At 38.4% G+C, this 21,791-nt stretch carries 24 protein-coding genes; 5 read left to right on the plus strand and 19 right to left on the minus strand.

The window, feature by feature from the left end; all coding sequences use genetic code 11:
- Nucleotides 1–11: 11 nt before the first annotated feature.
- The 4 genes from CC204_RS10020 to CC204_RS10035 form a co-directional block, all read right to left on the minus strand.
- Nucleotides 12–578 carry an LOG family protein gene (locus CC204_RS10020; protein ID WP_088270017.1) on the minus strand — a complete coding sequence of 189 codons (567 nt, stop codon included), beginning with the start codon at nucleotides 576–578 and terminating at the stop codon, nucleotides 12–14.
- Between the two features lie 66 nt (nucleotides 579–644).
- Nucleotides 645–1,274 carry a histidine phosphatase family protein gene (locus CC204_RS10025; RefSeq protein WP_088270018.1) on the minus strand — a complete coding sequence of 210 codons (630 nt, stop codon included), beginning with the start codon at nucleotides 1,272–1,274 and terminating at the stop codon, nucleotides 645–647.
- A gap of 82 nt (nucleotides 1,275–1,356) precedes the next feature.
- Entirely contained in the window at nucleotides 1,357–2,391 is a 1,035-nt protein-coding gene (locus CC204_RS10030) for a sensor histidine kinase (RefSeq protein ID WP_088270019.1), read from the minus strand.
- Complete coding sequence (locus tag CC204_RS10035; RefSeq protein WP_088270020.1) at nucleotides 2,378–3,058, minus strand: response regulator transcription factor; 681 nt, start codon at nucleotides 3,056–3,058, stop codon at nucleotides 2,378–2,380. The genes CC204_RS10030 and CC204_RS10035 overlap by 14 nt, the downstream gene beginning before the upstream one ends.
- Before the next feature lie 133 nt (nucleotides 3,059–3,191).
- On the opposite strand from CC204_RS10035, the gene CC204_RS10040 reads away from it, so the two are divergent.
- The 5 genes from CC204_RS10040 (at nucleotide 3,192) to CC204_RS10060 (ending at nucleotide 10,200) form a co-directional block, all read left to right on the plus strand.
- Nucleotides 3,192–5,555 carry an ABC transporter ATP-binding protein/permease gene (locus CC204_RS10040; RefSeq protein ID WP_088270021.1) on the plus strand — a complete coding sequence of 788 codons (2,364 nt, stop codon included), beginning with the start codon at nucleotides 3,192–3,194 and terminating at the stop codon, nucleotides 5,553–5,555.
- 179 nt (nucleotides 5,556–5,734) lie between these two features.
- Nucleotides 5,735–6,061: a MazG nucleotide pyrophosphohydrolase domain-containing protein gene (locus CC204_RS10045; protein ID WP_088270022.1), complete on the plus strand. Its 327-nt coding sequence runs from the start codon at nucleotides 5,735–5,737 to the stop codon at nucleotides 6,059–6,061.
- Between the two features lie 13 nt (nucleotides 6,062–6,074).
- Nucleotides 6,075–6,563 carry a GNAT family N-acetyltransferase gene (locus CC204_RS10050; RefSeq protein ID WP_088270023.1) on the plus strand — a complete coding sequence of 163 codons (489 nt, stop codon included), beginning with the start codon at nucleotides 6,075–6,077 and terminating at the stop codon, nucleotides 6,561–6,563.
- Between the two features lie 116 nt (nucleotides 6,564–6,679).
- Nucleotides 6,680–8,032, plus strand: coding sequence for a branched-chain amino acid transport system II carrier protein (brnQ, locus tag CC204_RS10055; RefSeq protein WP_088270024.1), 1,353 nt, complete (start codon nucleotides 6,680–6,682; stop codon nucleotides 8,030–8,032).
- Nucleotides 8,033–8,691: 659 nt separating this feature from the next.
- A complete protein-coding gene (locus CC204_RS10060; protein ID WP_088270025.1) occupies nucleotides 8,692–10,200 on the plus strand; it encodes a helix-turn-helix domain-containing protein in 1,509 nt (502 codons plus the stop codon).
- Nucleotides 10,201–10,263: 63 nt separating this feature from the next.
- Here CC204_RS10060 and truA read toward each other — a convergent pair whose 3' ends face one another.
- The 15 genes from truA to rplO all read right to left on the minus strand — a co-directional run bounded on the left by truA (nucleotide 10,264) and on the right by rplO (nucleotide 21,774).
- Complete coding sequence (gene truA / locus CC204_RS10065) at nucleotides 10,264–11,010, minus strand: tRNA pseudouridine(38-40) synthase TruA (RefSeq protein WP_088270026.1); 747 nt, start codon at nucleotides 11,008–11,010, stop codon at nucleotides 10,264–10,266.
- Between the two features lie 19 nt (nucleotides 11,011–11,029).
- Entirely contained in the window at nucleotides 11,030–11,827 is a 798-nt protein-coding gene (locus tag CC204_RS10070) for an energy-coupling factor transporter transmembrane component T family protein (protein ID WP_088270027.1), read from the minus strand.
- Nucleotides 11,824–12,690, minus strand: a complete 867-nt coding sequence (locus CC204_RS10075) for an energy-coupling factor ABC transporter ATP-binding protein (RefSeq protein WP_162288342.1) — start codon at nucleotides 12,688–12,690, stop codon at nucleotides 11,824–11,826. The genes CC204_RS10070 and CC204_RS10075 overlap by 4 nt, the downstream gene beginning before the upstream one ends.
- Nucleotides 12,666–13,505 (minus strand): energy-coupling factor ABC transporter ATP-binding protein, encoded by an 840-nt coding sequence (locus CC204_RS10080; protein ID WP_088270029.1) that lies wholly within the window; start codon nucleotides 13,503–13,505, stop codon nucleotides 12,666–12,668. The genes CC204_RS10075 and CC204_RS10080 overlap by 25 nt, the downstream gene beginning before the upstream one ends.
- Nucleotides 13,506–13,732: 227 nt before the next feature.
- Nucleotides 13,733–14,908, minus strand: coding sequence for a M20 family metallopeptidase (locus tag CC204_RS10085; protein ID WP_162288343.1), 1,176 nt, complete (start codon nucleotides 14,906–14,908; stop codon nucleotides 13,733–13,735).
- 14 nt (nucleotides 14,909–14,922) lie between these two features.
- Complete coding sequence (locus CC204_RS10090) at nucleotides 14,923–16,137, minus strand: hypothetical protein (protein ID WP_088270030.1); 1,215 nt, start codon at nucleotides 16,135–16,137, stop codon at nucleotides 14,923–14,925.
- A 283-nt stretch (nucleotides 16,138–16,420) separates the two neighbouring features.
- Nucleotides 16,421–16,804: a 50S ribosomal protein L17 gene (gene rplQ / locus CC204_RS10095; RefSeq protein WP_069662435.1), complete on the minus strand. Its 384-nt coding sequence runs from the start codon at nucleotides 16,802–16,804 to the stop codon at nucleotides 16,421–16,423.
- A 27-nt stretch (nucleotides 16,805–16,831) separates the two neighbouring features.
- Nucleotides 16,832–17,770 carry a DNA-directed RNA polymerase subunit alpha gene (locus CC204_RS10100; protein WP_069662434.1) on the minus strand — a complete coding sequence of 313 codons (939 nt, stop codon included), beginning with the start codon at nucleotides 17,768–17,770 and terminating at the stop codon, nucleotides 16,832–16,834.
- A gap of 80 nt (nucleotides 17,771–17,850) precedes the next feature.
- The gene (rpsK, locus tag CC204_RS10105; RefSeq protein WP_087642012.1) at nucleotides 17,851–18,240 is read right to left on the minus strand and encodes a 30S ribosomal protein S11; all 390 of its coding nucleotides are present in this window, start codon (nucleotides 18,238–18,240) and stop codon (nucleotides 17,851–17,853) included.
- Nucleotides 18,241–18,267: 27 nt separating this feature from the next.
- Complete coding sequence (rpsM, locus tag CC204_RS10110) at nucleotides 18,268–18,633, minus strand: 30S ribosomal protein S13 (RefSeq protein WP_069662432.1); 366 nt, start codon at nucleotides 18,631–18,633, stop codon at nucleotides 18,268–18,270.
- Nucleotides 18,634–18,651: 18 nt separating this feature from the next.
- Nucleotides 18,652–18,768, minus strand: a complete 117-nt coding sequence (gene rpmJ / locus CC204_RS10115) for a 50S ribosomal protein L36 (protein ID WP_002288710.1) — start codon at nucleotides 18,766–18,768, stop codon at nucleotides 18,652–18,654.
- A 32-nt stretch (nucleotides 18,769–18,800) separates the two neighbouring features.
- Nucleotides 18,801–19,019 carry a translation initiation factor IF-1 gene (infA, locus tag CC204_RS10120; protein ID WP_002356224.1) on the minus strand — a complete coding sequence of 73 codons (219 nt, stop codon included), beginning with the start codon at nucleotides 19,017–19,019 and terminating at the stop codon, nucleotides 18,801–18,803.
- Nucleotides 19,020–19,212: 193 nt separating this feature from the next.
- Nucleotides 19,213–19,863, minus strand: coding sequence for an adenylate kinase (locus tag CC204_RS10125; protein WP_087642011.1), 651 nt, complete (start codon nucleotides 19,861–19,863; stop codon nucleotides 19,213–19,215).
- 172 nt (nucleotides 19,864–20,035) lie between these two features.
- Nucleotides 20,036–21,334: a preprotein translocase subunit SecY gene (secY, locus tag CC204_RS10130; protein ID WP_088270031.1), complete on the minus strand. Its 1,299-nt coding sequence runs from the start codon at nucleotides 21,332–21,334 to the stop codon at nucleotides 20,036–20,038.
- Nucleotides 21,334–21,774 (minus strand): 50S ribosomal protein L15, encoded by a 441-nt coding sequence (gene rplO, locus CC204_RS10135; RefSeq protein WP_069662429.1) that lies wholly within the window; start codon nucleotides 21,772–21,774, stop codon nucleotides 21,334–21,336. The genes secY and rplO overlap by 1 nt, the downstream gene beginning before the upstream one ends.
- Nucleotides 21,775–21,791: the final 17 nt, after the last annotated feature.

Raw genomic sequence — 21,791 nt, forward strand, 5'->3', positions numbered from 1 at the left:
AAGTTTTTTAGTTACTTGTACGAGCGAACAACGGGCGGTGTGTAGTTCTCAATAAACTGTCCAATCTCTGCTAAATCATCTGAAAAGAAGATTTTTTCTCGATCTGCTTTTGTTAAAAAATCTTCATCAACCATTTTATCAAAGAAAGCCGCCAGTAAATCATAGTATCCATTTACATTGAAAAAAATACAGGGATTCTGATGTTCCCCAACTCTCCCCCATGAAACAACTTCAGATATTTCTTCTAATGTCCCTGGTCCTCCTGGCAATGCTAGATAGCAATCAGCTAAATCGATCATCTGTCGTTTTCTCTCATGCATGTCTTGCACAATATGCATTTCGCTAAGCTTTTGATGCGCCAACTCACGATCCAATAAAAATGTCGGCATCACACCCACGGCTTCTCCGCCAGCAGAAAGTACCTCATCTGCCAATATTCCCATCAAACCAACATTTCCGCCGCCATATACAAGACCATACCCTTGCTGGCCCATCCATTGACCCAATTCTTTTGTTCGTTCTTCATAAATCGATTTATTCCCTACACTAGCCCCACAATACACGGCCATCTTTTTCATAACATCTCCACCTGCTTCAATTGACTTTTTATTTCATATTTTTTTGTTGTTATACGCAATCTCTATCTATGCTTCTTCTGTTTTTGTTTGATAGGAAATATCATTGAATGTCTTTAAACGGTACTGATCTGTTTTTTCAACAATTGTTATGCTTGTGTTCGCTAATGGACCGCCTTCACGCCAATTAGCTTTTGGCTTGCCAATCAATGAATTGATCAATGTAATCAGTAAAACGCCATGAGCCACGATCAAAATCGTTCCATCTGGAAATTCTTCACTTAATTTTTCAATCGTCTCAGTCGATCGTGACACTAATGAGTCGATCGTTTCACCGCCAAAGTTTGACGGATCATATAGATCAGGACGTTGACGTAAATATGAAGTCTGCTCATCTGTATGATCGATCTCTGCTCCTTCACGTTTACCAAATTTGATTTCTCGCAATTTATCTTGATAGCGTAAGGTCAAGCCATCCAAATACTTATTTTCCTTTAAAATATAATTGGCTGTATCCATCGCTCGTTTTTGTGTGCTGACTGCTGCCAGATCAAAAGAAACATCACTTAAATAGCGTCCTGCTTGAATTGCCTGTTCAATACCTATCGGTAATAATGGTGAATCGATCTCTCCACCTTGAAATCGTAAACTTAAATTAAGTTCCGTTTTCCCATGTCTGACAAAATAAAAGGTTGTCATTCTTCTTCCCTCCAGTTATTTTTCACTGCTCATTTATCATACTACAAATAACAGCTGATGCGCTTATGTTTAAACATTTATTCTACTTAGTTGGTAAAATCGTTATAAATGTAGCACCTTCATGTTCTTTAGATTTCACATTGATTTTCCCACTATGCAATTGAACGACTCGAGCCGCGATGGTTAAGCCTAGTCCATTTCCCATCGTATGATGCGAAGCATCGCCTTGATAAAACTTATCAAATACATGTCTGCGTTCATAATCGCTCATCCCTACTCCACTATCCTTTACAATTACTTTGATATCACTGCCAAAAGCATAGCAACTAATGGAGATCGTTCCATTCGGGTGAGAGTATTTGATTGCATTTTTGATCAAGTTCAGCCAAAGTTGAGTTAGTAATTCTTCATCGGCAACGATAGACATATGGGTCAACTCTAAAGACCAGTCAATATTTTTTTCCTCCCAAAGTCCTTGCAAAACCAATATACACATGCGCAGCTGCTCATCTAGGTAAAAAGCATTTTTTTTCAGTGTCAACTGTTGCTGATTCTCTATTTTTGATAGTAGTAAAATATTCATCGATAGATTAGTCAAACGTTCCGTTTCTTCTAAAATGATCGCTACACTTTCTTGTCTCTCTATTTCTGATAATTCAGGATTATTCAGCTGTTTAGCAAATCCGCGGATCGAAACCATTGGCGTCTTGAACTCATGAGAAAAATTAGTGATGAAATCATTATGAACCGTATCAACATTTTTCAATTCTGAAGCCATCGAATTAAAACTATCGATCAAAGCACTCAACTCATTATTTACCGTTGTATTTTCCACATAGATATCAAAGTTTCCCTTAGCAATTTCCTCTGTTCCTTTTACTAAATCATTGATCGGCTTTAAAATGCGTTTACTAACGATCATCGAAATAATCGTCCCGATAATGACACAGGAAAACAAAGTGATCCCTAAACGTAGCATCGGATAGCCCGAAAATGACTTGATTATGCCGATTTTCATGAATAGTAAAAAAATCAACCCAGAGATCAAGCTTGTCGAAACCAAAATCAGAAAGATCGTCCAAACAAACTGAATATTTAGCGATTTACGTCTCCTCATGTTTCACCGCCTTATAGCCTAATCCTCGAATAGTCACAAGAGTAAAATCAGGATTATCGGCTGTTTTTTCCCGTAACCGCTTGATATGAACATCGATCGTTCTCTCATCAGCCATGCTATCGATTCCCCAAATATCGTCTAATAATTGTTGTCGTGTAAAAATTTTGTTTGGATAAGACAATAACTTATATAGCAACTGAAATTCTTTTTTCGGTAATTCTTGATAGTGCTGACCTGATCGGATCGATAAGCTATTTTTATCGATCGTCGTATTACCTAAATGAATTTTTGCTTCTACTTCGCCATTACTCCTTCTCAACAAAGCTTTGATCCGCAGCAAAAATTCCTCTTCATCGATCGGCTTTACCAAATAATCATCTGTGCCAGAAATAAACCCTTGACGACGATCGATCGGCAGCCCTTTAGCAGTGACCATCATGATCGGCAATTGCGTATCTATTGTTCTAATTTTTTCCACCGTTTGATATCCATCGAGCTGAGGCATCATTACATCTAAAACTAATAAATCAATTGGTTGTTCCCTTAAAAGCTCTAGCGCTTCAAACCCATTTTGAGCCTGAAGAGTTTGATAACCGCTTTGTTTCAAGAGCGTCACCAGTAGTTTGCGAATATTCTTGTCATCTTCTACAACTAAAATCGTAATCATGCCATAGCTTCCTTCATCTCTTTTTGTCACTAACTATAGCATAGATTGAAAAGATATTGGAACTTTTTCATTTGTTCATACTGAGTACATAATTCTTTGTTAAACTGACTAAGAATGGAAAGGAGTATGCATAATGTTACAAGTAAAAAATGTAAAAAAGAGTTACACGACCGGTGAATTTACCCAAGTCGCTTTAGATGGTGTCGACATTAATTTTAGAGAAAACGAATTTGTCGCGATCCTTGGACAAAGCGGTTCTGGTAAAACGACCTTATTAAATATTATAGGCGGTCTAGATCAATACGACAGCGGGGATTTGATCATCAATGGCAAGTCTACTAAAAATTTTAAAGACGGGGATTGGGATGCCTACCGTAATAACAGTGTTGGTTTTGTCTTTCAAAGCTACAATCTGATCACTCATTTAAGCATTTTAGATAATGTAGAGATGGGGATGACACTAAGTGGTGTATCTTCAGATGAGAAAAAGAAACGTGCTGTAGAAGTATTAGAACGTGTTGGATTGAAAGACCACCTGCACAAAAGACCCAATCAATTATCCGGCGGTCAAATGCAGCGTGTGGCAATCGCTCGTGCGTTAGCTAATGATCCGGATATCATCTTAGCAGACGAACCTACAGGAGCCTTAGATACAACGACCAGCGAACAGATCATGGATCTGATCAAAGAAATCGCGGACGATAAATTAGTGATCATGGTTACCCATAATCCTGAGTTAGCTGAACAATATGCTGATAGAATCGTCAATTTCAGAGATGGACATGTACTTCATGACTCAAATCCTTATTTAGAAGCAGAAGACAGCAGTCACTATGAATTGAAAAAAACGAGTATGAGCTTCTGGACCGCCTTAAAGCTTTCAGGAAAAAATATCGCTACTAAAAAATGGCGAACAGGCCTGACTGCTTTTGCGGCAAGCATCGGCATTATAGGTATTGCCTTGATTTTAAGCTTGTCTAACGGCTTTCAAAAACAAATCGATGCTTTTCAAAGTGATGCTTTAGCTGAATTTCCGATCATCGTTTCTCAACAGGCGGTCAATATGGATGAAGAATCCTTAAGTGAAATGCGGGCAGAAGGTCCTCTGACTAAAAAAGATTTCGTCAAATCTGATGAAGTTTATTTATATAATCCAGAAGAAAATAGTGTGACACACAAAAACAATATCAATCAAGAATACTTGGATTACTTAAATAAAATCGATGCTGATTCCGTCCGCAGTATTGGCTACACTCGGGTCGTTGGAATGAATCTGCTTCGTAAAGTCGATGAAACAGTTTCCCCTGTCTCTGTTTCCTCTAGTACGGCCGGAAATGGCGGAGGTCAAGGTTCAAGCAGCGCCAGTTCTGGTATGACCAGTATGAATGGCGTTGGTCTTTCTTCTTATCCAGCACCATTCAAAAAAGGAGAAGAATCCTATCTTGAAAAAAATTATGATGTCTTAGCAGGAGCTTATCCTAAATCGGATACTGAAATGGTTCTTGTTGTCGACAATAAAAATCGAATCGATGAAAACTCAATGAAAAATCTTGGCTTTGATATAGAAAATATCGACTCGATCAAATTCGATGATATCGTAGGAACTGAACTAAAACTGATCGATAATGATCAATACTATGAAAAAACCAACTTAGGGAATTTCGTCCCTAAAAATAATTATGCAGAAATGTATGATAACGCTGGAATGACACTGAAAATCTCAGCAGTCGTCCGTCAAAAAGAAGATGTGCAAGTTGCAATGTTAGGTCAAGGAATCGCCTACAGTGACACACTTGTTGAAGAGATCATCGATCGGGAAAAAGACTCGGACATCGTCAAAGCGCAAAAAGATTCAGATGTGAACGTTATGACGATGGAACAATTAGATGCTGATGCTAAACAAAGCTTGCTTGCTTATCTTGGCGGAGATGCTTCACCAATGATGGTTTATATTTATCCAAAAGACTTTGATACAAAAGATCAAATCGTTGATTATCTAGATGACTATAATGATGGTAAAGAAAATAAAGATAAAGTAGTTTATACTGACTTAGCCAGCACAGTGACTGAAATGACTGGCGGGATCATGAACGGAATCACACTTGTATTAGTCGCCTTTGCTTCTATTTCATTAATCGTTTCATTGATCATGGTTGGGATCATCACTTACATTTCTGTTCTAGAACGCACGAAGGAAATCGGTGTGTTAAGAGCTTTAGGAGCAAGAAAGAAAGACATCACACGTGTCTTCAATGCTGAAACACTGATCATCGGTGCATGCTCTGGTTTGTTAGGCATCATCATTGCTTATGCATTGACGTTCCCTGTCAATCAAGTCATTGAAAATATGACTAGCCTAACCAACGTGGCACAATTAAATCCGATCCACGCTTTATTATTGGTCGCAATCAGTATTATTTTGACTTTGATCGGCGGATCGATTCCGGCTAGAATGGCTGCGAAGAAAGATCCTGTAGAAGCATTACGATCAGAATAACTAAGAAAATAAAAACTTTCAGCTCCTTCGGAAATAAGCCGAAGGAGCTATTTTTTGCCCACTATCCGAAGCTAAAGTGCGATGCCAAACGAATGAATGGTATTATTTCACATATATTTTCTCTTTTTTGTTTTTAATGTATGATATGCTACTATTGTAAAAAAGAATGGAGGTTGAAAATGGAGCTTAAAGAGTATCAACATTGGATCAGTGATTTTTATAAACAACGCGGCTGGTACGATCTTGAGCCATTCATTCGTGTCGGCTTTTTAGCTGAGGAAACTGGGGAAGTTGCTCGTGCTGTACGGGCATTGGAAATTGGTCGAGATCGACCTGACGAACCAGATAAGGCAACAGAAGAATGTATTCAAGAATTGACAGAAGAATTAGGTGATGTGCTTGATAACATTTTTATTTTGGCGGATAAATATGATATTCGCCTAGAAAATATCTTAACGTCACACAAGAAAAAATTAGAAGCCCGTTTCACTAACATCAATCAATGAAAGAAGGTCACTTATGTCAGAAGAAATCATTGTTCGCCCAGTTGAGGAAGCTGACTTTCCTATGCTGCTTGAAATAGAAAACAGTATTTGGACGAATGAAAATTCACCCGTACTTCATTATTATGCGTCTGTAGATGAATATAAAGAAAAAGTTTCAGACCGTAGGATTTTTGTTGCAGCTGATGCTCAGAAAGTTCATGGCTTCATCGATGTTCACTATCCTACACCATTACTTGCACATAAAAAACAATGGATGCTGGGAATTGGTGTCCATCCTCAAAGTCAATCTTTAGGCATCGGCAAAAAATTATTAGATCATGTAAAAGAAGCTGGAAAAAAAGAGTACATCCATAAACTTTCGCTCCGTGTCATGGGTGCCAATTCTAGAGCGATCCAATTTTATCGAAAAAATGGGTTTATTCAGGAAGGTCTATTCAAGGATGAATTTTTCATTGATGGTCGATTTTGCGATGACTATCAATTTGCCTTTTTTATCGATTAATCTCATTATTTCCTAATTTTAAAACCGCTATCTTAGCGGTTTTCTTTATATTTGCTTGCTGTGCTTCATGTATTCTGTTATTTTTATTAAGGATAAAATATTAGGAGCGTGAAAGTGTGACAAAGAAATTATCGTGGCGTGAATACCTTTATGTAGGGTCTATGCTATTTGGTTTATTTTTCGGAGCAGGAAATTTGATTTTCCCTGTTCATATGGGACAAGAAGCAGGGGCCAATATTTTTCTTGCCAATCTTGGCTTTTTGATCACAGGTATTGGTCTGCCTTTTCTAGGCGTTATTGCAATCGGGATTTCTAAAAGCAATGGTGTTTTTGATTTAGCCACTCGAGTGAATAGACGCTATGCCGTTGGATTTACTGTACTGCTTTATCTAACGATCGGACCTTTTTTTGCTCTACCTCGTTTGGCAACAACTTCTTTTGAGATTGGACTTGCTCCTTTTATTTCTACTGGTCAACAAAAAATATTTTTAGCTATTTTTTCAGCTGGCTTCTTTTTGGTTGCTTGGGCTTTATCACGTAAGCCATCAAAATTATTAGATTATGTAGGCAAATTTTTAAATCCATTATTTTTATTTTTATTAGCCATCTTACTTTTGTTTGCCTTTTTAAATCCACTGGGAAGCATTTCAACTGCTGAGGTCGGCAATGCCTATACAGAAAATCCTTTCTTTAAAGGATTCACTGAAGGCTATAATACACTGGATGCACTTGCCTCTTTAGCCTTTGGGATCATTATTGTTTCAACGATCAAAGGAATGGGTGTTGAAAAACCGAATGACATAGCAAAGGATACGATTAAATCTGGTGCGGTCAGTATTATTTTAATGGGGATCATTTATACATTATTGTCTTATATGGGGACGATGAGTTTGGGTGGATTTCCATTAAGTGAAAATGGCGGGATCGCATTGGCTCAAATCGCCAACCACTATTTGGGGAATTTAGGGAGTATTCTACTTGCCTTTATCGTTATATTAGCTTGCTTAAAGACAGCGATCGGTCTGATCACTGCCTTCTCTGAAACGTTTGCTGAGCTTTTTCCAAAAAAATCCTATGCATTCTATATTGCAGCTGCTAGTATTTTACCTTGCTTATTTGCAAATGTCGGTTTAACAAATATCATTCAGTTTTCAATTCCTGTTTTGATGTTTATCTATCCTTTGGCTATGACTTTGATGCTTTTGGTTATTATCAGTCCCTTATTTCAACATCGGCAAGAGGTCTATCAGATGACAACTTATGTTACTTTGCTAGCTGCTTTACTAGATGCTTTAAACAGCGCTCCTGATTCCTTTAAAAGCCTTGGTTTTGTGACTGCGATTTTAGATGCAGCGAATGTGTACCTTCCTTTATTTACAATTGGTATGGGCTGGGTAGTTCCTGCGATCCTTGGATTTATTATTGGTATTTTCTGGACGATGATCAAGAAAACACCGTCAGCTGAATAAAAAAACGAGCATGAGACATAAAGCCTAACAAAAAATCCAGATATCAGTCAAATCGATTGGTATCTGGATCATTTTTTATATAAAAATAAGAACATCTTTTCTAAAAATTGATTTACTAAAAGAATTCTACATCAAGGACAAAACCAAAATTCTTTTTTGTATAAGAAATAAGTTGATAATGCAATAAATTATCCGTTTGATTTGTTGTGTAAAATGTTACGTGAGGATACTCTAAAAAAAAGACAAGTTTCATGAACAATTGTTTTATATCCTCTTTTTCAAGATCATTTGTAATAATCTTTAGATAGAAAAAATCTGTTTGATTTCTTAAATAAAGAATCCGACAAATTATTGATGTCACGGAAAGGAGGTTATCTCTATATTTAGTGAAGCGAGCAAACACGATGCTAGTGAATAGTCCAGTTCTTAGCGTTCAGTTCCTCAATCTTAGCTATCTTTTACATTTTTCTTTATCTTTTAAACCGATTACTTTTCCAGTAATATCAAGAAATATCGTTCATCTAACTTTATCTTTTGTTCATATCTCGCCTAAAGCTCTGCTTTTTGTTAAGGTTCCCTCACTAAGTGTTTATCCTCCATCGTCTTAGCTGACAATCCCACCCTAAATACAGTAGAATAAGGGCAAGGAAGTGATAAACATGCTTTATGAAGAATTGATGATGGATTCAGGTGTATTGACAAAATTTGATCTTTTCAAACGAATCACGCAAATCAATCAGCCTGATATTTCAATTACTCAATTATCGGAAGAGAAATCATTGAATTACCAACAAACTTTTATCATCTTAAATGAAATCAATAATGATCTAATGAAAATAATGAAAACACATCCTGCTATTTTGAAAAAGGCAGGTAAAATCGACAGTACAAAATTACTCGTTACGATTGACGAATATCGCTACTTTTTATTAAAAAAATCAGTCCCTTTTCAATTTATCCTGTATCTTTTAAATCATGAAAAACCTAGTATAGATGATTTTTGTCAACGTTACTTCGTCAGCCGTTCTACTGTCTCCAGAAAAATGCTGCCTTTGAAGAAGCATGTAAAACAATTTAACTTACGTTTCGGCTATACAGAGGCCAATTTGATTGGAGATGAACGAGCTGCTCGAGTCGCTCTTTTTAATGCTCTTTGGTTGGGGACGAGAGGTACTGCTTGGCCTTTTGAAAGTGTTGCCTTTGACGACGCTGAGCGTTTGGCCCTTGCCTTTTCTGAATACTTTCCATTGTCTAGAACATACCTTGGTGCCAAAGAGTTGACCTATTTCGCAGCGATTTTTCTGTGTCGTACACGGAAAGAGTTCTTTGTTCCTTATGATACCCGTTATGACTTTTTGATGATGGATAATCCGTACTATGATTTTGAGCGTTTAAATAAAGAACTTGGTGCAGAACAAACACTTTCCCCTGAACAAAGTAAAGGGGAGAGCAGTTTTATTTTCTTTCTTGCTCACTATGCTCCTTTTTATACGCTGGATGACGACCCATCTTTATTCCAAACGCTCCATGATTTTTCATCTCGGCCAAATCTTGTGTATGACATCGTCCATGAGTTTTTAGATTACGCGAAAACCAATATCTTTAAAAGCGAGCCTGAAGCACTTGATAATTCAATCATCATTGGCAATTTATTAAATGTTATGTTTGCCTTTTATGCCTTGAGACAGCCCTTCCCAAATCTGGAAAGACTTGTTGAAGCGCCTAAAACACGAAGCAAAGCGGATCAATTTCTTGAAACAAACATTCAACTCTTCTTTGATGAAAAATCTCAGGAAACAGATAGCAAGTTTATTTACACGATCAAAAAACCACTTGTTAACGCCTTTAAATCCATTTTATTGCCAATTTATGATAAGCCAAAGCATGCGGAACATTTAAAGATTGGTGTAGCATTTGAGCATAATTTTTTGTTAGTCAGCAGAATCTATCAGTTCCTGAATGATCTAGGTTTTGTTGATGCTGCTCCTTATAAAGAGGAACTAAATGATGAATACGATCTAGTAATCAGCTCTTCTTTGTTACCTAGAAAAAAGACACCTGATTTACCTCTTTATTTTTGGGATCTTTCTTATAAAGAAGAAGAATTAGCAGATTTATATCGTGTTTTACAGCAACTATTTGAGAAAAAAAATCTTGTAGAAGATTAAGCTGTCTTTTGTTTTGAATAGTAAAAAAGTTCTCAGCCAATTAAAAAGCTGAGAACTTTTTTACTATTCATATTTTACTTCCATCAAATATAAGCCTTCCGGATTCGCTGTTGGTCCAGCAAAATTTCGATCCTTTGCAGCCAAGATTTGTGGAATCGTCGTTTCATCCATTCGTCCTGACCCCATCTTAAGCAATGTACCAACTAAAATACGGATCATTTTATATAAGAAACCATCTCCGCGAAATGTAAAAATCAATTCATTTTCTGTTTCATTTACTTCAAGCTTCGCCTCATAAATCGTTCGAACTTTATCTTCGATTTCCGTACCTGAGGCACAAAATGAAGTAAAATCATGCGTCCCTAATAAATCAGGTAACGCTCGACGTATTTTATTTACATCGACGGGATACATAAAATGAGTTGCATAAAATCGCTTAAACGGACTTCTCGGTTTGCCAATATCGACACGGAAGCAATAGGTCTTTTCTACGACATGATAACGTGCGTGAAAATCTTCCGGTACGATTTCTACGCTTTTTACCGCAATATCTTTCGGTGTTTGTGTATCCAACGCGTAACGCATTTTTTCTAAATCACGTGTTTGGTCATAATCAAAATGAATGACTTGACCTTCAGCATGGACTCCAGCATCTGTCCGACCTGAACCAAAGATCGTGATCGTTTTGCCATTATTTATTCTTCGCAATGTGCTTTCAAATTCTCCCTGGACTGTTCGTTTATCCGGCTGAATCTGAAACCCATTAAAATTCGTTCCATCATAAGCAATCACTGCTTTATAACGCGGCATTTCTTTTCCACCTTTACTTCTAACTTCTTATAAAAATCAAAATAGCAGTCAGAGCGACAAACGCCAGCATCACAACGGTATCTTTTAAATGCCAATGTAAAACCCGGTATTTCGTCCGCCCTTCTCCTCCTTGATAGCCTCTTGCTTCCATTGCTGTTGCAAGATCCTCAGCTCGATTAAAGCTGCTGACAAATAATGGAATCAATAAAGGTACGATCGCCTTCATCTTTTGAATCAAGCTTCCTTCACCGAAATCGACCCCTCTGGCACGTTGGGCGTTCATGATTTTTTCTGTTTCATCCATCAATGTCGGTACAAATCGCAAAGCGATCGACAACATCAGTGATACTTCATGAACAGGAAACCGAACGACTTTTAGCGGGCGCAACAGATACTCGATCGCATCTGATAAATCAAGCGGTGGTGTCGTCAATGTCAATAAGGTCGACATGAAAATGATCAGAACAAAACGGCAAAAAATAAATAAGCCATTGATCACACCAAATTCAGTGACAGTGAAAATTCCCCATTTAAAGTAGACTTCTCCACCCTGCGTGAATAACATCTGCAATGCCACCGTAAAAAGAATCAGCCAAATCAGCGGCTTAATTCCACGAATAAAGAATCGAATATTGACTTTCGATAAAAAGATCGCGAACAATGTAAATACAGCTAATACTGCATACGTCTGCCAATTATTCGCCAAGAAAATAATGCCAATAAAATAAAAGCTGGCAATCAGTTTCGCCCTTGGGTCCATTGTATGTATAAATGAATCTCCAGGAATGTAGCGTCCAAAAATCAATTTATTCATCACAGGTCAACACCTGCCTTCAACTCTTTTAATAAATCATCCGCTAAAGCCTCTGCTGTTAAAGGTAACGTGTCAAATGACATTCCTTTCGCTATCAGCTTTTCTGCGAAATTAGCTGCTGTAGGTACCCCTAATTGTTTTTCCTTCAGCCAGTCGATATCTTCAAATACACTTTGCGGAGTTCCATCTTTAACGATTTTCCCCTTTTCAAGGACGATCACATGATCTGCATAATTAGCTACATCGTCCATTAAATGAGTGACTAAAACGATCGTCATTCCGCGTTCATCATGCAGCTTTTGGAACATCCCCATCATTTCTTTGCGTCCTTGAGGATCTAAACCAGCTGTGGGTTCATCTAGAACCAACACTTCAGGCTCCATCGCTAAAACCCCAGCAATTGCTACACGGCGCATTTGACCGCCGGAAAGTTCAAATGGTGAACGCGCCAAGTAACTTTCATCTAGTCCAACAAGTGTCAGCATTTCTTTTGCTAGTCGTTTCCCTTCTTCATCGCTCACACCAAAATTTTTCGGACCAAAAGCGATATCTCTTTCAACCGTTTCTTCAAACAGCTGAGCTTCTGGGAATTGAAAAACAATGCCGACTTTTTTCCGGATGGGTTTTAAATTTTTATTATTTGTTTCAGGTAATATCGTCCGATCACCAATCATCACTTTGCCTTTTGTCGGCTTAACCAGTGCATTTAAATGTTGCAGCAATGTCGATTTACCACTGCCCGTATGTCCAACGATCGCTGTGTATGAACCTTCCTTTATCATAAGATTCAAGTCAAATAAAGCGCGTTGTTCAAATGGTGTATTTGGCTGATACGTAAAATCTACTTGTTCAAAACGGATGTCCATAGCCAGTCCACCATCCTTTCTTCGGTCAAGTAGTCATCCGGCACAACGACTCCTCGTTCTTTTAAGGCAATCTTCAATTTTTCTGGAAATGGTAAATCCAACCCCACTTGAACCAGTTCTGTTCCTGCTGAAAAAATCTCAGCGGGTGTTCCTTCTTTGACCAACTTGCCTTGCTTCATGACCAAGATTCTATTCGCATTCGCTGCTTCATCGATATCATGAGTGATCGAAATTACCGTTAGATTACTTGCTTCTTTGATTTTTTTGATCGTCGAGATCACTTCTTCCCGACCTTCGGGATCAAGCATACTGGTTGCCTCATCCAAAATAATAATATCTGGACGCAAAGCAACAACGCCCGCAATTGCTACACGTTGTTTTTGACCACCAGATAAACGAGCTGGCTCACGAGTGGCAAAAGAATCCATCCGCACCTTCTCAAGAGCATCCTTCACTCTAATCAGCATTTCATCACGAGGAATCCCTTGATTTTCCAAACCAAAGGCTACATCATCTTCTACTGTTGAGCCTACAAACTGATTGTCAGGATTTTGGAAAACCATCCCAACCATTCGTCTGATCTCCCACACATTGTCTTCGTTCAATTCTTTGCCACCAACTGAAATACTGCCTGCTTCCGGCAATAACAGTCCATTGATCGTTTTGGCCAACGTAGATTTTCCTGAACCATTATGCCCAATAATTGCTATCCACTCACCTTGTTGGATGGAAAAAGATACATCGTTCAAAGCGGGAGAAGCCTCTTCTGGTTGATAGCTAAATTCAATATTTTTTAATTCAATTATCGGTTGCATCGCGTACTCCCTCAATTATTTAGTCTTACTAACACTAACAAAAAATCAGTGCTTTTTCAATCATATCTTCTTTTATTTACGCTATTTTCTATTATAACAAAAGAAGCAGTAATATGGGAATTCTAATCTGTCATGACAGTAATATTTATGTATTCTTTATGTCTCGTAAGCAAAAAAGATTGAAACACACAGCAAAATGGTTTCAATCTTTCTGATTCGTTATATTTTCAAGAATTCTGCTGCAAGTATTCAAATGCATATTGTGCATAAAGCTCGGCACCGATCGCCATCGCATCCTCATCTACATTGAAACGACCATGATGATGGGCCCACTGTGTATCTTTTTCTGGGTTTCCACAGCCTACCAGTGCAAAACAACCAGAAGTATTCTCAGTGAAATAACTAAAATCTTCACCTCCAGTAGTTGGCGGCTCTTGAATCAATGCTTGCTCACCAAAGTTTTCTTTGATCACGGATTGAGCAAAGAGAGCATCTTTTTCATCATTGATTACCGGTAGTGTACCATAATCATAAACAAGCTCAGCTGTCCCACCATACATCGCCGCAGTTTGCTCTGCAAAGCGTTTCAATGCTTTCTCTACACGATCACGAGTCTCAAGACTGAAACAGCGTACAGTCCCTTCTAAACGAGCATTTTCAGCAATCACATTAAACCGAGTACCCACATCCATTTTCCCCACAGTCACAACAACAGGATCGAGTGGATTTGTTTCTCTTGAAACGATCGACTGCACATTCATCACAAAGGAAGAGGCAATCAGCGCTGCATCGACACAAGCGTCCGGCATAGCCCCATGACCACCCCGGCCTTTAAAATCAATCGAGAAAATATCTGCCGAAGCAAAAGAGGAACCAGCTACACAAGAAGCTGTACCCGAAAGCATCTGTGACCAGATGTGGATTCCGAATACATCGTCAACACCAGTCATTGCACCTTGTTTAACCATTGCTTTGGCGCCTTGGGCATTTTCTTCCGATGGTTGAAAAATGAAACGAACGGACCCTCTGATCTCTGACTGAACTTCTTTTAGCGCTTTGGTGGCAGTTAAGAGCATCGCTGTATGTGCATCATGTCCACAAGCATGCATTTTCCCATCTTCCAATGATTTATATGGCAATTCATCATTCAATTCCTGAACAGGCAGTGCATCCATATCAGCTCTTAGGGCAACCGTTTTGCCAGCTTTACCACCAACAAGCTCTGCAATGATCCCTGTTGGTTCGGTTTTACGATAAGGAATACCCAGTTGACTAAGTACCTCAGCAACTTTATCCGTCGTTCTAAATTCTTCAAATTGTAGTTCTGGATGCTGATGTAGATCTCTTCTAAAATCAATCATTTCAGGTGTATATTTTTGAATCAATACTTTTAGTTGTTCCATATGATCATTCACTCCTATAAACTTAATAAAATACTTGAAAAAATGCCCGCTAAAATGACAGAAACGATCGTCACTGTAATGAAACCAGCAACCAGCATCGGCGGCATCATGTGACTCGTCAGTGCTTCTATTTCTTTTTCATCCTCTGTCAGAGACTGGATGACCTCATTCGTAATGATGTAGTCTGCCGGAAATCCATAAAGTGCTGTCAAGGATACTGCAAAAGCCATTTCTTTGCTAACACCTAATAATCTGCCTACAATCGCTGAAAAAAGATACATACCAACGACTCCGATGACAATGATTCCGACCATCGGCAAAAGCAATTCCTCTAACATCTCAGGTGTCGCCTTCTTTAATCCGTCAAAAATAAAAAGCATCAATCCTAAAATAGCAAAACCAAAACTGTTTGCCTCCTTCAAAGGCTGCTTTTCTAAAAAACCTAAAGTAGAGGCAATAACGCCAAAAAAGAGACACAAAACAAACGGACTGATCGAAACAAAAGAGCTACACCAAACAGATACATAATACGCAAGTAATGCAACCAGTGCTAAACGAAAAATACGAGAAAAATCGGTATGATATCTTTTAGGAACAGCCCTGAACAATTTAGGAATAGTCTCATCTTCTAAGATTTCACTCTGTTTTGAAGCAGTACTTTCTTGTTCATGGACTGGCTGCCACTGGCCACTGCGATATTTTTCAAGCATCCGCTGGCCTTCCTTTTTCAACATGATCGATGTCAAAGGATATCCAGCAAAGCCCTGCATCACATAAATTAAAATGGCTAATACCGATAATGAGGTCAATCCAGCAGCCTGCGCTGCTTCTGACATGATCAAAGAGGAAACGACCCCTCCTACTAATGGTGGGACTGCTACTAATACTGTCTTTAAATCAAATATAAACGAACCGACAGTCAATAACAAGACGACGATCCCTACGATTCCTGATAAGGTAATCACAATCGTTTTCCACTGATTGCCCAGTTCCTTGATCGATAATAGTGTGCCCATATTCGTAATCAATAAATACATTAACAATGTTGCCACTACTGATGGGATCCCTGCAATTTCGACAATATTCTCTGGAAAAAAAGTCCAATACCCTACAACAAATAACACTGCGCATACAAAAACTGATGAGACCCATGCTTTTGTTTTACTTGAAATAATATCCCCAATATATAAAATACCCATTAATAATGTAAAAGCAGTCATTTGAGCCATACTATTCCCCCTTTCATCTATATTTGTCAGAAAATTCCAACTAATTAAAGTATACTAAAAACAACACTTATACGCAATAACCTAACAAAAAATACTATTTAGTTTTAGAAACACAAAAAAACCCCAAGAAAGTTCCTAGGGCAAAAAAATACACCTTATACTATGATGAGTGCTTCTCTGCTGAACATATATTCAGCAGAGAAAGCGTTGAGCTAGACTAGGAGTCGCCTCCAACATCATAACACTCTAAAAGAATCATCTATAAAGTGACGGTATAGTTTGATTATTTAACAAATTCAATAATTACCATCGGCGCTGCATCTCCGCGTCTTGGTTCTGTCTTCAAGATACGAGTGTAACCACCTTGACGTTCAGCATAACGAGGTGCTAGATCATTGAATAGTTTTTGTAAAGCTGATTCAACAACAATAGCTTCGTTTTCTTCACGTACGCTGGCAACTTCATTGCGTACAAATGTCGCTGCTTGACGACGAGCATGAAGATCTCCACGTTTGCCTAATGTAATCATTTTTTCTGTAGTTGAACGAATTTCTTTCGCACGAGCTTCAGTTGTAACGATACGTTCGTTGATAATTAAATCAGTAGTTAAGTCACGCAACATTGCCTTACGTTGGCTTGATGTGCGTCCTAATTTACGATAACCCACGTTGGTTTTCCTCCTTCGTAAAAAGTATTAATCGTCTTTACGTAAGCCTAAACCTAAATCATGCAATTTCAGTTTAACCTCTTCAAGAGATTTACGACCTAAATTACGTACTTTGATCATTTCTGGTTCAGATTTATTTGTAAGTTCTTGTACAGTGTTGATACCTGCACGTTTTAGACAGTTGTATGAACGAACAGACAAGTCTAATTCTTCGATGGTCATTTCTAACATTTTTTCTTTTTGTGTTTCTTCTTTTTCAACCATGATTTCAGCGTTTTTCGCTTCATCAGTAAGGTTTACAAAGATGTCTAAATGCTCAGTCATGATCTTAGCAGCTAAGCTAAGAGCTTCTTGAGGAATGATTGAACCATCTGTCCATATTTCCATTGTTAATTTGTCGAAGTCATCACGACGACCAACACGAGTGTTTTCTACTTGGTAGTTCACACGGCGAACTGGCGTATAGATGGAATCAACAGGGAGAACACCGATCGGCATATCTTCCTTTTTATTTTCGTCTGCTTGAACATAGCCACGACCAGGTTTCACTGTTAAGCGAGCATGGAAAGTAGCTCCTTCAGAGACACTACAGATAACTAAATCTTTATTCAAGATCTCAACATCGCTGTCAACGATAATATCGCCAGCAGTTACTGTAGCAGGTCCTGTAATATCGATCTCAAGGGTTTTTTCTTCTTCTGCATAAAGCTTTAATGCTAAGCCTTTGATATTCAAAATGATTTGCGTTACGTCTTCTCTAACACCTTTAATGGTTGAGAATTCATGCAGCACACCATCGATTTGAATATTGGTAATAGCAGCTCCTGGTAAAGAAGATAATAAAATACGACGTAGAGAATTACCTAAAGTAGTCCCGTAACCTCTTTCCAGCGGTTCAACGACGAACTTGCCATAATCTCTATTTTCATCAATTTTTTCGATTCTTGGTTTTTCAAATTCAATCATTCTTATCTATACCCCTTTCAAAACGAAAAGTGTCTTGTTCAATGACGTTCTTGATTCAAACTCAGAATGAGTGGCACTCATTAAACACGACGGCGTTTTGGAGGGCGGCATCCATTATGAGGAACTGGAGTCACGTCACGAATTGCAGTCACTTCTAAACCTGTTGCTTGCAATGAACGAATCGCTGCTTCACGTCCAGAACCAGGTCCTTTAACTGTTACATCAACAGTTTTAAGTCCATGTTCTTGTGCTGCTTTAGTTGCAGCTTCTGCGGCCATTTGAGCTGCAAACGGTGTTGATTTTTTGCTTCCTTTAAAACCTAATGATCCTGCTGATGACCATGCTAACGCATTTCCATGAGTATCAGTAATCATTACAATTGTATTATTGAATGTAGAGTGGATATGTGCAATCCCAGATTCTATATTCTTTTTCACACGGCGTTTACGACTAACTTTTTTTGCTGCCATGAAGATCTAACCTCCTTCACTTAGGAATTATTTTTTCTTGCCTGCTACAGTACGAGCTGGGCCTTTACGAGTACGTGCATTATTTTTCGTGTTTTGTCCACGAGTTGGTAATCCACGACGATGACGAATTCCACGGTAAGAACCGATTTCCATCAAACGTTTGATGTTCAAGTTCACTTCACGACGAAGATCCCCTTCAACTTTTAACTTATCAATTTCCGCACGGATCGCATCTGTTTGTTCGTTTGTTAAGTCACGAACGCGAATATCTTCAGATACGCCAACGTTTGCTAATACTTGTTTAGCTGTAGTGTTTCCAATACCATAAATATAAGTAAGAGAAATTACTACACGTTTATCACGAGGGATGTCTACTCCTGCAATACGAGCCATTCTACGTTACACCTCCTATTATCCTTGACGTTGTTTATGTTTTGGATTTGCTGGGCAAATGACCATAACACGTCCTTTACGGCGAATTACTTTACAATGTTCACACATTGGTTTTACTGATGGTCTTACTTTCATGATAATACCTCCCTGAATTTTACGGAGTACAATTATTTAAAGCGATAAGTGATTCGACCACGAGTTAAATCATAAGGAGATAACTCTACAGTCACTTTATCTCCAGGCAAAATTCGAATATAGTGCATACGGATTTTACCGGAAACAGTAGCAAGAACTTGGTGTCCATTTTCTAGTTCAACTTTAAACATTGCATTCGGCAAAGTTTCGACGACTGTACCTTCGACTTCAATCATATCTTCTTTAGCCACGCACAGTACCTCCTTGTACTTGTTTCGCATTTTCACACGATAAAATGGCGGAAACTTCAGCTCCCACCTAGAATTTTCAATTAAACTTCCACAAAAAGGTAGAAGTCGGACTGATACATTCTATCATAATTTATTCTATTTGGCAAGAGAATCTGAATCATACACAAATGGTAAGCTTGTGGCAATTCAAGTACTATCTTTTTTCAATGATTTCTTTCACTTCAGAAAAAACAGTATCGATCTCGCGATTCCCATCTATTGTATGCAGCACGTTTTTAGCTTTATAAAAATCTAAAATCGGTGCACTGCTTTTGATGTTGACAGCCAGACGGTTTTTGACCGTTTCAGGCTTATCATCTTCTCTTTGATAAAAATCATGTCCGCCGCAACGATCACATGTTCCTTCCACTGCTGGAGGATTGAAAATTTTATGATAAGTTGCTCCGCATGTACGGCAGATAAAACGGCCGGCCAAACGATCCACTAACACATCTTCTTCAACATGGATGTCGATGACTGCATCGATTTTTTTATTTAATTCTTGTAACATTTTATCTAATGCTTCTGCCTGATCCAGCGTCCGTGGAAAACCATCTAATAAAAAGCCTTTATCAGTATCTGGTTCAGCCAAACGTTCTTTGACGATACCGTTTGTAACATCGTCTGGAACCAAAGCACCTTTATCGATATAAGATTTCGCTTCTAAGCCAAGAGCTGTTTCATTTTTCATTGCGGCACGGAACATATCGCCTGTAGAAATATGCGGGATACCATAAGTATCAACGATTTTTTCTGCTTGCGTTCCTTTACCTGCTCCAGGCAATCCCATTAAAATGAGGTTCATTTCTTTTCCTCCTAATTTTAAAGGCTGGCTTATGAAGCTAGCCTATTGTGAGAATCAAGGTCGAGACGGAAGTGCTTCATTTCAAGAAACAATGTTACTTCCAAGAAAGCGACTTCTGTCACGCCACTTAAGGTAGAGAGAAAAACTTACGTCTTGTCTCAGTACATGATTCTTACTTATTGATAAAGCCAACATATTGACGTTTCAACATTAAACCTTCTAATTGTTTCGCTGTCTCTAATGCAACACCTATCACAATCAGTAAGCTAGTTCCCCCAAGACCGATAGATTGCGGTAATTGCCAGATCATTTGTGCAATGATCGGTAATAGTGCAACTAATCCTAGGAAAATAGAACCGACAACACTTAGTCTCATTAACATTCCAGAGATATATTCTTCTGTCCCTTTACCTGGTCGTACGCTCGGAATATAACTTCCCTGCTTTTGTAAGTTCTCCGCTAATTTCTCAGGGTTTACTTGAACAAAGGCATAGAAGAAAGTGAAAGCAACGATCAGTACAGTATAAATAATCGCACCTGGAACGGTATTGTAACTAAAAATTTGTGTCATAATATCATACCAGCCTTCGCCGGAATAATTTTTAGAAAACGCCTGTAAAACAGCATTTGGTGTCGCAATCAATGAACTTGCAAAGATAACTGGGATAACACCGGCAGCATTTACTTTTAACGGTAAATAACTACTTGTTGGTGCACCAGAGACACGTTTTGTATATTGGATCGGAATTTTACGTTCTGCTTGTTGGAAAAATGTCACTAATGTAACGACAATTAAAATTGCAATAATTAAAATCACAATAAAAATCACAGACTGCCAAATTCTAGAAGACTCGATATTGATAAAGTAATCTTCAACGATTTCTTTGATCCCTGCTGGGACTCTTGAAATGATCCCTGCAAAGATGATCATCGAAACGCCATTGCCGATTCCTTTTTCAGTGATCTGCTCTCCTAACCAAGTAACAAACATCGTACCGCCAGTTAAAATCACAGCGATCGTCACAAAGGTTCCGAGACTAGGATTTTTTACGATCCCAACTGCACTTAATTGGTTGAAACCGGCAGTGATCCCCATTGACTGGGCGATCCCCAAGACAATCGTTAGATATCTTGTTGCCTGATTCAACTTCTTACGTCCAACTTCACCTTGTTTTGACCATTCTACGAACTTCGGTATGATATCCATTTGTAAGAGTTGAATAATGATTGATGCTGTAATGTACGGTGAAACCCCCATTGAAAAGATCGAGAAGTTTTGCATCGCACTACCGCTGACCATATTCAGCATGTTTAAAAATGGTAAATTGCTTAAGTCTTGCAATCCTTTTGCATTTACGCCAGGCACTGTAATATGAGCACCTAAACGAAATACAAAAAGAATGAATACAGTAAACAAAATTTTTGATCTAATGTCTTTGACTTTAAAAGCATCTTTTAACAGTTTAAACATTAGATCACCTCGATTGATCCACCAGCTGCAACAATTGCTTCCTCTGCTGCTTTAGAGAATTTAGCTGCTTTCACAGTTAATTTTTTAGTTAATTCACCGTTAGCAAGAACTTTGATCCCAGCTTTTTCGTTTTTCACGATTCCAGCTTCGATTAGTCCTGCAGGTGTAACTTCAGTTCCATCTTCGAAACGATTTAAGACATCTAAGTTGATGACTGCATAATCTTTACGGTTGATGTTCGTGAAGCCACGTTTTGGTAAACGACGGAATAATGGAGTTTGACCCCCTTCAAATCCTAAACGTACACCGCCGCCTGAACGAGCTTTTTGCCCTTTTTGTCCGCGACCGGCTGTTTTACCATTACCAGATGAAGTACCACGTCCAACACGGTTACGTACTTGGCGTGAACCTTCAGCAGGTTTCAATTCATGAAGTTTCATTGGTTTGGCACCTCCTT

The sequence above is a fragment of the Enterococcus wangshanyuanii genome (genome assembly GCF_002197645.1).
Lineage (GTDB): Bacteria > Bacillota > Bacilli > Lactobacillales > Enterococcaceae > Enterococcus_L > Enterococcus_L wangshanyuanii.

Bases quoted from the DNA above. Each gene is read 5' to 3' on its own strand.
- CC204_RS10125 (WP_087642011.1), bottom strand. From the start codon at position 19,863: ATGAACCTCATTTTAATGGGATTGCCTGGAGCAGGTAAAGGAACGCAA.
- CC204_RS10050 (WP_088270023.1), top strand. From the start codon at position 6,075: ATGTCAGAAGAAATCATTGTTCGCCCAGTTGAGGAAGCTGACTTTCCT.
- CC204_RS10045 (WP_088270022.1), top strand. From the start codon at position 5,735: ATGGAGCTTAAAGAGTATCAACATTGGATCAGTGATTTTTATAAACAA.
- CC204_RS10030 (WP_088270019.1), bottom strand. From the start codon at position 2,391: ATGAGGAGACGTAAATCGCTAAATATTCAGTTTGTTTGGACGATCTTT.
- CC204_RS10035 (WP_088270020.1), bottom strand. From the start codon at position 3,058: ATGATTACGATTTTAGTTGTAGAAGATGACAAGAATATTCGCAAACTA.
- rpsM (WP_069662432.1), bottom strand. From the start codon at position 18,633: ATGGCTCGTATTGCAGGAGTAGACATCCCTCGTGATAAACGTGTAGTA.
- CC204_RS10040 (WP_088270021.1), top strand. From the start codon at position 3,192: ATGTTACAAGTAAAAAATGTAAAAAAGAGTTACACGACCGGTGAATTT.
- CC204_RS10075 (WP_162288342.1), bottom strand. From the start codon at position 12,690: ATGGACATCCGTTTTGAACAAGTAGATTTTACGTATCAGCCAAATACA.
- truA (WP_088270026.1), bottom strand. From the start codon at position 11,010: ATGCCGCGTTATAAAGCAGTGATTGCTTATGATGGAACGAATTTTAAT.
- CC204_RS10020 (WP_088270017.1), bottom strand. From the start codon at position 578: ATGAAAAAGATGGCCGTGTATTGTGGGGCTAGTGTAGGGAATAAATCG.
- CC204_RS10085 (WP_162288343.1), bottom strand. From the start codon at position 14,908: ATGGAACAACTAAAAGTATTGATTCAAAAATATACACCTGAAATGATT.
- CC204_RS10090 (WP_088270030.1), bottom strand. From the start codon at position 16,137: ATGGCTCAAATGACTGCTTTTACATTATTAATGGGTATTTTATATATT.
- rplO (WP_069662429.1), bottom strand. From the start codon at position 21,774: ATGAAACTTCATGAATTGAAACCTGCTGAAGGTTCACGCCAAGTACGT.
- CC204_RS10025 (WP_088270018.1), bottom strand. From the start codon at position 1,274: ATGACAACCTTTTATTTTGTCAGACATGGGAAAACGGAACTTAATTTA.
- rpsK (WP_087642012.1), bottom strand. From the start codon at position 18,240: ATGGCAGCAAAAAAAGTTAGTCGTAAACGCCGTGTGAAAAAGAATATA.
- rpmJ (WP_002288710.1), bottom strand. From the start codon at position 18,768: ATGAAAGTAAGACCATCAGTAAAACCAATGTGTGAACATTGTAAAGTA.
- CC204_RS10060 (WP_088270025.1), top strand. From the start codon at position 8,692: ATGCTTTATGAAGAATTGATGATGGATTCAGGTGTATTGACAAAATTT.
- CC204_RS10100 (WP_069662434.1), bottom strand. From the start codon at position 17,770: ATGATTGAATTTGAAAAACCAAGAATCGAAAAAATTGATGAAAATAGA.
- secY (WP_088270031.1), bottom strand. From the start codon at position 21,334: ATGTTTAAACTGTTAAAAGATGCTTTTAAAGTCAAAGACATTAGATCA.
- CC204_RS10080 (WP_088270029.1), bottom strand. From the start codon at position 13,505: ATGCAACCGATAATTGAATTAAAAAATATTGAATTTAGCTATCAACCA.